Origin of the sequence: Desulfosarcina sp., assembly GCF_041551955.1 — a bacterium.
GTDB lineage: Bacteria > Desulfobacterota > Desulfobacteria > Desulfobacterales > Desulfosarcinaceae > Desulfosarcina.
On sequence record NZ_JBFELV010000140.1, the window covers coordinates 1 to 10835 of the forward strand.

A 10835-nucleotide genomic window follows, 5' to 3' on the forward strand; every position below is an offset into this window, starting at 1 on the left:
GGGGTTCGGGGTTCGGGGTTCGGGGTTCAACGGTTCAACGGCTTTGGACTTATAACCCAGAACGCAGAACGCAGAACCTGTGACCGCTTACGCCTTTTCCCATAAATTAAATGCAGACGGTTCGGCCACCTAGACAGGCGATCTTTATGCCATCCGGCGGTGGTTTGCAAGGGTTGGTAATGTTTTTCCCCGATTGACAACGGGCGATATTTGAGCAATGAAAAGCGAACATGTTTACGAGGAAATCAATATGGTACCATTGACCTGTAGAGGATTCACTGCTTGCGGCATGGCCGCGGGCATCAAGAAAAACGGCAGCCTCGACCTGGGATTGCTGGTGTCCGACCGGCCGGCGCGGGTGGCGGCGGTGTTCACTCGAAACCGCGTTCAGGCGGCACCCGTGAAGCTGGATCGGGAGCGGGTCAAATCCGGCGCAGCCCGGGCGGTGATCGTCAATGCGGGCAATGCCAATTGTGCCAATGGTCCGCAGGGTTTGATCGCCGCCGAAGCCATGGCCGCTGCGGCTGCCCGGGTGTTGAACCTGCCCGACGATCAGGTGCTGGTGGCTTCCACCGGTGTGATCGGCGCCCCTTTTCCCATCCACACGGTCGAGGCGGCCATGCCCGCGCTGGCCGTCGGCTTGAGTCCAGATGGGGTGCCCGATCTGGCCCGCGCCATCATGACCACCGACACCCGGCCCAAAACAGGGGCGCGCGAAGGTTCGGTGGACGGCGTTTCCTACAGGATCGTCGCCGTGGCCAAGGGCGCCGGCATGATCCGGCCGGACATGGCCACCATGCTATGTTTCATCTGCACGGATGCCGACATCTCCCTTTCCGATCTTCAGCCGGCGCTGAAGCGGTCGGTGGACGGGTCTTTCAACCGCATCACCATCGATGGTGACTCCAGCACCAACGACACGGTGATTCTCTTAGCCAACGGCGCCTCTGGGGCCAGGATCGAAACGGACAACAGTCGGGTCGACTTCCAGCGGCTGTTGGATGATCTGTGCATGGATCTGGCCCGGCAGATGGTCAAGGACGGCGAGGGGGTCACCAAGCTGGTTGACCTGACTATACGCGGGGCCCACTCCGATACGGATGCCCTGGCCATTGCCGACACCGTCGCCCACTCGCCGCTGGTCAAGACGGCCTTTTTCGGGGAAGACGCCAACTGGGGGCGCATCCTTGCGGCGGCCGGGCGTGCCGGGGTCTTTTTAGATCCTGAGCGGTTGGATCTCTATTTCGACGATGTGCAGATGGTCAAAGACGGCACGGGCTGCGGCTGGGAGGCCGAAGAAAAGGCCACTGGGGTGCTGAAAAAGCCGGAATTCTCCGTCACCCTGGATCTGAACCTGGGACAGGGGAGGGCGAGCATGCTGACCTGTGACTTTTCCCTGGACTATGTGAAGATTAACGCCGACTACCGGTCCTGACGAAAGGCCATCATCTTAGCCATGGCATTGGTTCGTCTACAAAAATTCCTCTCCGAAGCCGGGGCCTGTTCCAGGCGCAAAGGCGAGGCGCACATCCTTGCCGGCAACGTAACCGTCAACGGCGCCGTGGTGGTTGCCTTAGGCACCAAGGTCGATCCCGAGACCGATGTGGTGCATCTCAACGGCGCACCGGTGGGCAGACCGGATCGGCTCATCTATGTGATGCTCAACAAGCCCGAAGGCATTGTGGCCAGCTGCGAGCACAGGGGTGAGCCGGTGGTGACGGACCTGATCGACCTGCCCCAGCGACTTTTTCCAGTGGGGCGATTGGACAAGGATTCCACCGGTCTGCTGCTGATGACCAACGATGGCCGCATCCATCACCGCCTCTCCCACCCCTCCTTCGATCACGAAAAAGAGTACGACGTGACCGTGCAGTGGCCCCTTGCCGATCAAGCCCTGGCAGCCATGGAAAAAGGCATCCCGCTGTCCGGTGTCATGACCCGGCCGGCCCGGGTGCACCGTCTCTCCGGCAATCGGTTCCGCATTGTCTTGATGGAGGGCAAGAATCGCCAGATCCGCAGAATGGTGAAAAAGGCGGGCAACCGGGTGGTCCGCCTCCACCGCATCCGCGTGGCTGATTTGAAGCTGGGCAGCCTTGGGAAGGGATCCTGGCGGCACTTGCGTCAGGGGGAACGGCGAAAGTTGCTGAAACAGCTGCAGCTACAAGAATCAAATAACAATAGCCAAAAGGTTAATGACAAATGACAAATAACAAATAACAAACCCCAAATAAATCACAATAAACAAATCCCCAATTCCAAACCATGCACTACGAAGGACCCATCTATCGCCCCCCTAGCGAGGCCGACTCCCTGCTGGTCCAGGCCACCATCGGTTGCCCCCACAACCGCTGCACCTTCTGCATGGTCTACAAGGACGGCCCGCGTTACCGGGTGCGGCCGGTGGCGGATATTATCAATGATCTGGATCAGGCCCGGGCACTTCACGGCCGCGGCGTCCGCACGATTTTTTTCCCGGCGGGCAACACCATCGCCATGCCCACCGAGGACCTCTGCCGCATCTGTGGCCATGCCCGGCGCATCTTTCCGCATCTGGAGCGAATTACCGTATACGGCTCCAGCCAGTACATCCATAAAAAAGGGCCTGACCAGCTGAAGCGTCTGGCCGATGCCGGGTTGAACCGCATCCATGTCGGGCTCGAGTCCGGCGACGACGTAATCCTGAGGCTGACCCAGAAAGGCACCACGGCCAGGCAGCAGATCGAGGCCGGGGGGTGGACCATGGCTGCCGGCATCCAGTTGAGCCTGTACGTCGTCCTGGGTCTCGGGGGTGCGGCTCGGACCCTGCCGCACGCTTCCCGGACTGCCGATGTGCTCAATCGCATCGCTCCGGATTTCATCCGGCTGCGAACCTTCGTTCCCAAGCGCCACACCCCCCTGCTCAAGATGGTCGAGAGCGGCGCCTTCGAGATGCTGGGACCGCACGGGGTGCTGACGGAAGCGGCCAGTATGATCCGGCTGCTGGACGCCCCGTCTCAGCTGACCAGCGACCACTACACCAATTACATCAACCTGGAAGGCCGTCTGCCCGGGTGTCGCAACCGCCTGCTGGATCAGATCGACGATGCGCTGAAACGGCCGGAAACGGATTTCCGGCCGTTTTTTATCGGTGATCAGTAATCGGGCCACCTGTCCTTGGCCAAGGCGATTGCTCTTTTATCTCGGCAAGATATGATGTATGTTGCCGAGAGTTGGCAAACGGTCAAAACACGCATGCGGCCTTCCGTATTTTACGAACCCGTTGAAAACCAAGGAGAAGTGGATGATGTTGACCTTTGACGCGCTGGCGGGCAAACAGGAGAAGATTGCGGTGGTTGGACTGGGCTATGTCGGGCTGCCCCTGGCCGTTCACCTTTCCCGGTATTTCGATGTGGTGGGCTACGATTTCAAATCCAGCAGAATCGCCGAGCTGACCTCCGGCAGGGACCGTACCCTGGAGGTTTCCGATGAAGAGATGGCTGCCGCCACGGTGGTCTACACGGACGACCCCAAGGCCCTCGGCGACTGCCGGCTGATCATCGTCGCCGTTCCCACGCCAATCGACCAGTACCGCATCCCGGATCTGACACCCCTGCGCAGTGCGTCCGAATCCACGGGGCGCCATCTGACCAAAGGCAGTGTCGTGGTATTTGAATCCACCGTTTACCCTGGGGCCACCGAAGAGGTGTGCGTGCCGATCCTCGAAAAGGAGTCGGGCCTGGTCTTCGGCAGGGATTTTACCGTTGGCTATTCGCCGGAACGGATCAACCCCGGGGACAGGGTACACACGGTGGATAAGATCCTCAAGATCGTTTCCGGGTCCGATATGCCCACGGCCCAGCTGCTGGAAAAGGTTTACGGCAGCGTGGTCAAGGCCGGCATCCACGTGGCGCCCACTCTTAAGGTGGCCGAGGCGGCCAAGGTGATCGAGAACACCCAGCGGGATCTGAACATCGCCCTGATGAACGAACTGTCCATGATTTTCGACATCATGGGCATCGACACCATGGCGGTATTGAAAGCGGCCGGCACCAAATGGAACTTTCTACCCTTCAGGCCCGGCCTGGTGGGCGGACACTGCATTGGCGTCGATCCATACTATCTGACTTTCAAGGCCGAATCCATCGGCTACCATCCGGAGATGATTCTGGCCGGCCGGCGCATCAATGACGGCATGGGCAAATATGTGGCCGAGCGGGTCGTCAAGCTGATGATCCAGGAAGGCAAACAGATCAACCGCACCCGGGTCGCCATACTCGGCATCACCTTTAAAGAAGACGTGCCTGATCTTCGCAACACCCGGGTGGTTGACATCATCGCCGAACTGGCCGACTACGGCATCGATGTCCTGGTCCACGATCCGCTGGCGGACCCCGACGAAGCCAAGGCCTATTACGGTGTCGAACTGAAAACGTTGGATCAGCTCAACGGCGTCGATGCCCTGGTATTGGCCGTTTCCCACAAACCTTACCGGGATATGGGCTTGGCGCGTCTGGCGGGATTGTGCGGCGGCGGCCGGGCGGTCGTCGTGGATGTCAAGAGCGCCTTCGAACCGGGTGATGCCGAAAAAGAAGGCATCAACTATTGGCGTTTATGAAACCCGTTCCGGTTAAAATTACATGTAGTACCCCACGAATTCACCGCATTTGCTGTTGAAATAATCCATGGCTTCGTCGACGGTATCGAATATGATCCAATCCCGTCTCAGGGTCCGACCGGCCCGCCTTCTGATCCGTTCGATCTCGGTGTTTCCGAAATATTCGAAATAGTCGTGATAATCGGTGGTCAGTTCGTGCTTTCTCATGGAATTCCTCCTTTTAAAGGGTTGACCTTTTTGTTAGGTTCAAATTTACCATCCGGTTGTGACAGATCCGGTCACAACCCTTCATTTTTTTTCATTGTGGTTAAAAAAAATGGTGGGTATGGTGGCCGGAAAAGCTAACTTGGAACGGTGGACGCTGAACCTGTGTGTGCCTTCGACACCGCCTCCTGCGATCGTCGCTGTCGAAGAAAGGAACCAAAATTGGATGAGATTCGAAAAGTGGCCCGGGAACGGATGAAAGGATATTGCCGGGTCTGTCCGGTGTGCGACGGCCGGGCCTGTGCAGGAGAAGTGCCGGGCATGGGTGGGTTGGGAACCGGAAGTGCGTTTAGGGCCAACCTGCAAGCGCTGGCTGCCTTGCGCTTTAACATGCACCTGGTGCATGACGTGTCGGAACCCGACACCCGCATCGATTTCCTGGGCCAGTCGCTGACAGGGCCCTTTTTAGCGGCGCCCATTGGCGGCGTCTCTTTCAATATGGGCGGTAAAATCACGGAGGCGGCCTATATTTCTGCCGTTCTGGATGGATGTGCCCAGGCCGGGATAATGGGCTGCGTAGGGGACGGGGTGCCGGATTTTATCCACCAGGACGGATATGCTGCCATCAAGGCGTTGAATGGTAAAGGGATCCCGTTCATCAAGCCCTGGGAGGATGCGGAATTCTTCGACAAGGTGGACAAGGCCCTGGCGGCCGGTGCACGCGTAATCGGCATGGACATCGATGCCGCCGGGTTGATTACCTTGAAGCAGATGGGGCGGCCGGTCTCTCCCAAGTCACCGAAGCGGCTCGGTGAAATTATCAGCCAGGTCAAGGTGCCGTTTATCCTCAAAGGCGTGATGAGCGTGGCGGATGCCACCATGGCCGTGGATGCAGGTGTTCGTGCCATCGTGGTGTCCAATCACGGTGGGCGGGTGCTGGACCATACCCCCGGGGCTGCCGAGGTGCTGCCCGAGATCGTCGATGCCGTGAAGGGCCAGGTCTTTATCTTGGCTGACGGGGGTGTGCGGACTGGTGGGGACATCCTTAAAATGCTGGCCCTTGGCGCCGATGCAGTGATGATCGGTCGACCCTTTTCCGTTGCCGCCGTGGGTGGTCTCAAGGAAGGCGTGTTCCAATACATTCAGCGGATTGCTGGGGAATTGATGGCCGCCATGGTGCTTACCGGAACGGCCAGGGCCGATTCTGTGGACCCTGCCATCTTGCGAGGTTGAAAGGAGGAAAAAAATGGTCAAGTGGCTTTCAATAGGGATTTTTCTGAGTATCGTCAGCTTGTTCAACGCCGTCTACGCCGGTTCAGAACTCAATATGCAGGACGGAATGTGGGAGATCACCTCTCAGGTAAAAATGCAGGGCATGACCATTCCTCCGATGACCTTTTCCCAGTGCATCACCAAGGATGATGCAATCCCCCATGCCAACTCGCCCGGACAGGACGACTGCAAGGTCTCCGACATGAAGACCGTCGGCAGTACGGTTTCCTGGTCGGTCGTCTGCGGCGAATCATCCGGCAATATGAAGGGCAAGGGAAAGATAACCTACCACGGCGACCGGTTCGAGGGGGAGATGACCACGGAGCAGATGGGGATGGTCATGGTGACCGTAATGAGTGGCAGGCGAATCGGCCCTTGCCAGTAAGTGGCATCGATCCGAATGGTGCTTTCGGCAACGATGCACCACCACTACCCATGCGCTTCAATCGTGCTGTGCGGGTTGAAAAAGACCATGGCGGCGTTACTATTAGTAGCGTCGGGTTGGCCTTTTTATCAAACTCATCACTGCAAGGGGGTAAATCAATGAAAGACCAGTGGGAACGCAACCTCTCCTGTGCGGTTGCCTGCAATCGATGCCATGCGAAGCTGGCTGCCAGGGACCAGCGAATTCTGTCCGTCTTTGATCACCAACCCGTTTGCATGGCCTGCAAACAAGACGAAGAAAAACAGCCTGGTTATGCTGAAGCCTCTAAAAAAATGATCGGGACCTGTATGATGGAAACCGAGGTAATGTACGGTGATCCCGGTGGGTACTGCTATTTCCACTTTTATCCCTTTACCTGCCAGAGCTGATCGGTTTTCGTCGGGTGACGCCCATGAACTATTTTTTGGACAAGTTCCCGCCGACCGTGGCTAAAGCCGTGGACAAACTCGCGGAGGATATGACGTTTGCAGACCAAACGCGTCTGGCCAACATGAACGAGTCTGCACTCATCCGGTTTCACCACTCCTACGGCATTTTCCTGCGAAACGAATTCCGTCTTCCAGGCAACGATCCGTTGATGAAATCTTGCATGTTCACCGCAAACGTAAAAACGATCACGCCCGAACAGGCATCCTATGTGATTTTGAGGGAACTCCAAAAACGACTGCTGCGCGGCAACACCTTGAAGGTCATCAAGTGACGGATTCGTTCCTCGTAAAAGACGGATTGTCCGGTGGTGACTCCGCACCGGCAAAGGGGTGGATAATTGACAAACGGTTGGGTTCCATATAGGCTAAGATAAATGTTCGCCTTGCTGAACCGAGATAGCGAGCGAACTGGAAATCGAACTCAATCTTAACGGTGCTGCGCAGCTCTGCCGATACAGGCAGAACATCCCCCGCGGTTTGCCGCGGGCAGGGTTTAATCATTTTCGGCACTGTCCCTCGGTGTGTGACACTTTTCCTCCCGCGAAACAGGGCTGCCTCTCCCGGGCTGCAGTGAAGATGGCAACGGACAACTCGATTGCGATACGCACATTCTGCGCGCTCTGATCATTTGGCATGGCTGTCGCGGCTTCTATGCGTGGGGTCGATGGAAAATCTGGAGAAAGAGAAATGAGACAAAAATACCTAATTTGTCAGTCGTCAAAGAAAAACAAACTGAACATTAAAGAATTTGCCGTACTCGATAAAGACACCAAAAATGTGGACTCATCCATGCTTCGCGAGGACCATTTTGACCTGATATGCGATCAGGACTATGATGGAGAGACCATTGCCAGGGCTGCCGCCGCGGGTTGCGATGAACTGGTGGAAACCTTGAGAACCATAAACCTTTATCCCATTGCGCCGTACGCCGAAAAAATTGCCGAGTCGGTGATCGACCTGTCCAGGGGGGACGAAGACCGCTGCGTTGAGCTTTTCTTTGACGACAATGAATTGTTTATTTCCGAGATTCCCATACACCGATGAATGGATGGTATTGAGGTTAACGTGACCTCACGTAATTTCACCACAAGGAGAACTGCATGACAGAAGAGATTAAATTCGAAATCGGCGAAAAATATGAAAATATGAAAGGGGCCTTTGAGGTGCTCGCCATACGAAGGGATTCCATGGATATCCGATGGGAAGATGGCGAGGAAATATCGACACCCATAGATCTGCAGCGGCGCATTATCGAACGGATGCAATTTGAAAAAGAACTTGAAAAAGCCCAGGCTGCGCAGAAAATCAAAAAAGCCAAGGCTTCAACCTCCAAAGGGGGCAAGCATTTTGCCGGCCTTGAAGCTACCGACTTCAGCAATACGGTCTCCAAGACCTCCTGGCGCGGTCGCGGGCAACTCGGTGGTGCGGTCGCCCAGCGGTTGAAAAATAAACAGTTCAAGTTCAATTCGTGGGCCGTGCTGCGCAAGCCCGAAGTCGCCTGGATAGATATCGTTCGTCAGAAGCAGGCTGATCTAAAGCTGCAGGCAAAATTCTATGCCCGGGTGGAGGAGGGGGGCCTTTTTTTTGGGGTTCATGTCCCCGCACCCGATTTGGCCGCAACCGAAACGAGCGACTGGCATGCATTGATGGCATGGTTTGCAAAGCCGGAAAACGATTCATGGCTCCATAAACAGTGTGTATCTCACGACCTCTACCTGTGTGATCTGAGCGGTCAGGGCTTCAGCGGGAAACTGGAAGCCAAAAAAGAAAAATGGGTGAACACGCTTCCGGAAAAAAAGGATGCACCGGTAAAATCCTTGAGCGCCTTTTTAACGGCCGCCGGCAAGTCCGGCGTCGTCGATCTGCGCATCGAAAAGCAGATGGGCAAGGACGCCGCCATTGAAAAAAAGCAAACCATCGCCAGTGACATGGCGGCCCTATTTGAAACCCTCATGCCGGTATATGCAGGTGCGGCCGAGCGCATCGCCTGACAGCAAAACGTGCGCGATCGGAAAAATTTCGGTCGATGTCAACCACCCTTGCCGGCAACCGATTCCGCATGGTGGCACGCCGCTGGACGACCGTAAAAAGACCAAAGACCGGGCCGCTGCCGGATGCCAATGTCGGTCCTGTGAGGACAGCTTTCTTGGAAGGTGCATCCGGCTCAAGCCCACTTTTTTATGATGGCAAAGGCCCGCTCCCGCCTCTGGGCTGCGTTCATGCCCGTTAGGATGCATACATGTTCTCTGCTGATGTTTACACCCGCAGGCGTCAGTGTCTCAAGGCGGATGTAAATTCCGGATTGATCCTGTTTCTGGGAAACAGCCCAAGCCCGATCAACGCTGCGGACAACTGCCATTTTTTCCGCCAGGACAGTACATTTTTGTATTTCTGGGGCATCGATCTGCCGAACCTGGTGGCTGCGATCGACGTAGAAGCGGATCTGGAAACGATCTTCGGCGACGATCGGCCCCTGGATGAGCTGATCTGGAGCGGTCCGCAACCCTCCTTGCCGGAGCGATGCCGGAGTATCGGCGTAGACCGGTGTGAATCTTCAAGTCAATTGTGTGCAGTTGTCGCTGCGGCAATCAGGGGCCGACGGCCGGTTCATTTTTTGCCGCCATACCGAATGGATCAAACGATGCAGGTGGCCGAACTTTGCGCCATGGATCCTTCGGCCGTTGCCGGCAATACGTCAACAGCGTTTATCCGTTCAGTGATCCGCCAGCGTTCGGTGAAAAGCGAAGCGGAACTGACCCAAATCGAGGCGGCTCTGGAGATCAATGCCGTCATGCAGACGACTGCCATGCGCCTGGCCGTGCCGGGACGATACGAGCGCGAGGTGGTGGGCGCCATAGAAGGCATCGCATACGGGCGGTCAGGCAGAAACCCACCGTTCAGGACCATTTTTTCAATCCACGGCCAGACGCTGCACAACCATTGTCACGACAACCTGATGCCCGACGGCCGCCTGGCGATCTGCGACTGCGGGGCGGAATCGCCATTGGGCTACGCCTGCGACACGACCCGCACCATTCCGGTGGGCGGCCGGTTTACCAGTCGTCAAAAGGAGATTTACGAGGTCGTATTGGGTATGCAGGCGGATGCGCTGGCCGCCATGAAGCCCGGCATCCCGTTTAAGGAGGTTCATCAGGTTGCCGCCCAACGGCTCGCTTCGGACTTCAAGGATCTCGGGTTGATGCACGGGAGTGTGGACCGGGCTGTTCAAACCGGGGCCTATGCGCTTTTCTTTCCCCATGGACTGGGGCATATGCTGGGCCTGGATGTTCACGACATGGAGTGTCTCGGAGAAGATGAGGTGGGGTACACGGACGATATTCGTCGGGACAGCCGTTTCGGCATCAACCGCCTTCGGTTGGCCAAACCCCTGGCACCGGGTTTTGTGGTAACCGTGGAGCCGGGAATTTACTTCATCCCCCAGTTGATCGACCAATGGCGAGGCGAAAACCGATTTTCCGATCTGATCGATTACGGCAAGCTTGAACCCTATTTGGATTTTGGCGGGGTTCGTATTGAAGATGATGTGCGGATTACCTCCACCGGCGCATTGGTTCTGGGACCAGCCATCCCCAAGGCGGTGGCGGCTGTTGAATCCTGCTGCAGGGCTTGAGCATGGTTTGCCGCGAAGCAACTGGGTCAATCGCTGGCATGGCGATGGGTGGGGTCGTCTTTGGCCCGGAGGCGCGCAGGCGTCTGATCCTTTTCCTCTATCCGAATCACCTACGAAAACGGAGGCGAAAGGGAACCTCTTTTTTTCGGAGCGATCCGTCGTCTCAGGTGGGTTCTTCCGTTGGCGAATCTCGTCGATTGAAATGGTTTTGGCCATGATTCAGAACGACGGCATACCCGATTATTCGGCTTTGGGTCAATA

The 10835-nt window shown here is 56.7% G+C and carries 13 protein-coding genes; 12 read left to right on the plus strand and 1 reads right to left on the minus strand.

The genetic code is table 11. From position 1 onward, the window contains the following. Window positions 1-250: 250 nt before the first annotated feature. The 4 genes from argJ (at window position 251) to ABYV26_RS12320 (ending at window position 4594) form a co-directional block, all read left to right on the plus strand. Complete coding sequence (argJ, locus tag ABYV26_RS12305) at window positions 251-1435, plus strand: bifunctional glutamate N-acetyltransferase/amino-acid acetyltransferase ArgJ (RefSeq protein WP_372681390.1); 1185 nt, start codon at window positions 251-253, stop codon at window positions 1433-1435. A 21-nt stretch (window positions 1436-1456) separates the two neighbouring features. Continuing rightward, the gene (locus ABYV26_RS12310; RefSeq protein WP_372681392.1) at window positions 1457-2203 is read left to right on the plus strand and encodes a pseudouridine synthase; all 747 of its coding nucleotides are present in this window, start codon (window positions 1457-1459) and stop codon (window positions 2201-2203) included. Window positions 2204-2262: 59 nt separating this feature from the next. Continuing rightward, the gene (locus tag ABYV26_RS12315) at window positions 2263-3138 is read left to right on the plus strand and encodes a radical SAM protein (protein WP_372681394.1); all 876 of its coding nucleotides are present in this window, start codon (window positions 2263-2265) and stop codon (window positions 3136-3138) included. Between the two features lie 142 nt (window positions 3139-3280). Further along, a complete protein-coding gene (locus ABYV26_RS12320; protein ID WP_372681395.1) occupies window positions 3281-4594 on the plus strand; it encodes a nucleotide sugar dehydrogenase in 1314 nt (437 codons plus the stop codon). A gap of 18 nt (window positions 4595-4612) precedes the next feature. On the opposite strand, the gene ABYV26_RS12325 is transcribed toward ABYV26_RS12320, so the two are convergent. Continuing rightward, window positions 4613-4801 (minus strand): hypothetical protein, encoded by a 189-nt coding sequence (locus tag ABYV26_RS12325; RefSeq protein ID WP_372681397.1) that lies wholly within the window; start codon window positions 4799-4801, stop codon window positions 4613-4615. A 219-nt stretch (window positions 4802-5020) separates the two neighbouring features. On the opposite strand from ABYV26_RS12325, the gene ABYV26_RS12330 reads away from it, so the two are divergent. From ABYV26_RS12330 to ABYV26_RS12365, 8 genes are all read left to right on the plus strand, one after another. Next, on the plus strand, window positions 5021-6031 hold the full coding sequence (locus ABYV26_RS12330; protein ID WP_372681399.1) for an alpha-hydroxy-acid oxidizing protein: 1011 nt from the start codon (window positions 5021-5023) through the stop codon (window positions 6029-6031). A 13-nt stretch (window positions 6032-6044) separates the two neighbouring features. After that, window positions 6045-6455 carry a DUF3617 domain-containing protein gene (locus ABYV26_RS12335; RefSeq protein ID WP_372681401.1) on the plus strand — a complete coding sequence of 137 codons (411 nt, stop codon included), beginning with the start codon at window positions 6045-6047 and terminating at the stop codon, window positions 6453-6455. Beyond that, a complete protein-coding gene (locus ABYV26_RS12340) occupies window positions 6446-6883 on the plus strand; it encodes a hypothetical protein (RefSeq protein WP_372681402.1) in 438 nt (145 codons plus the stop codon). The genes ABYV26_RS12335 and ABYV26_RS12340 overlap by 10 nt, the downstream gene beginning before the upstream one ends. A gap of 23 nt (window positions 6884-6906) precedes the next feature. Further along, window positions 6907-7215 (plus strand): DUF6794 domain-containing protein, encoded by a 309-nt coding sequence (locus ABYV26_RS12345; protein ID WP_372681404.1) that lies wholly within the window; start codon window positions 6907-6909, stop codon window positions 7213-7215. 415 nt (window positions 7216-7630) lie between these two features. After that, on the plus strand, window positions 7631-7987 hold the full coding sequence (locus ABYV26_RS12350) for a hypothetical protein (RefSeq protein ID WP_372681406.1): 357 nt from the start codon (window positions 7631-7633) through the stop codon (window positions 7985-7987). A gap of 56 nt (window positions 7988-8043) precedes the next feature. After that, window positions 8044-8934 carry a hypothetical protein gene (locus ABYV26_RS12355; protein WP_372681408.1) on the plus strand — a complete coding sequence of 297 codons (891 nt, stop codon included), beginning with the start codon at window positions 8044-8046 and terminating at the stop codon, window positions 8932-8934. A 248-nt stretch (window positions 8935-9182) separates the two neighbouring features. Next, window positions 9183-10574, plus strand: coding sequence for an aminopeptidase P family protein (locus tag ABYV26_RS12360; protein ID WP_372681409.1), 1392 nt, complete (start codon window positions 9183-9185; stop codon window positions 10572-10574). After that, the coding region (locus ABYV26_RS12365; protein ID WP_372681411.1) for a hypothetical protein at window positions 10552-10835 on the plus strand (284 nt) is incomplete at its 3' end. The genes ABYV26_RS12360 and ABYV26_RS12365, both read left to right, overlap by 23 nt.

Coding starts and splice junctions, on each gene's coding strand:
- argJ (WP_372681390.1), top strand. CDS start 251: ATGGTACCATTGACCTGTAGAGGATTCACTGCTTGCGGCATGGCCGCG.
- ABYV26_RS12310 (WP_372681392.1), top strand. CDS start 1,457: ATGGCATTGGTTCGTCTACAAAAATTCCTCTCCGAAGCCGGGGCCTGT.
- ABYV26_RS12315 (WP_372681394.1), top strand. CDS start 2,263: ATGCACTACGAAGGACCCATCTATCGCCCCCCTAGCGAGGCCGACTCC.
- ABYV26_RS12320 (WP_372681395.1), top strand. CDS start 3,281: ATGATGTTGACCTTTGACGCGCTGGCGGGCAAACAGGAGAAGATTGCG.
- ABYV26_RS12325 (WP_372681397.1), bottom strand. CDS start 4,801: ATGAGAAAGCACGAACTGACCACCGATTATCACGACTATTTCGAATAT.
- ABYV26_RS12335 (WP_372681401.1), top strand. CDS start 6,045: ATGGTCAAGTGGCTTTCAATAGGGATTTTTCTGAGTATCGTCAGCTTG.
- ABYV26_RS12345 (WP_372681404.1), top strand. CDS start 6,907: ATGAACTATTTTTTGGACAAGTTCCCGCCGACCGTGGCTAAAGCCGTG.
- ABYV26_RS12350 (WP_372681406.1), top strand. CDS start 7,631: ATGAGACAAAAATACCTAATTTGTCAGTCGTCAAAGAAAAACAAACTG.
- ABYV26_RS12355 (WP_372681408.1), top strand. CDS start 8,044: ATGACAGAAGAGATTAAATTCGAAATCGGCGAAAAATATGAAAATATG.
- ABYV26_RS12360 (WP_372681409.1), top strand. CDS start 9,183: ATGTTCTCTGCTGATGTTTACACCCGCAGGCGTCAGTGTCTCAAGGCG.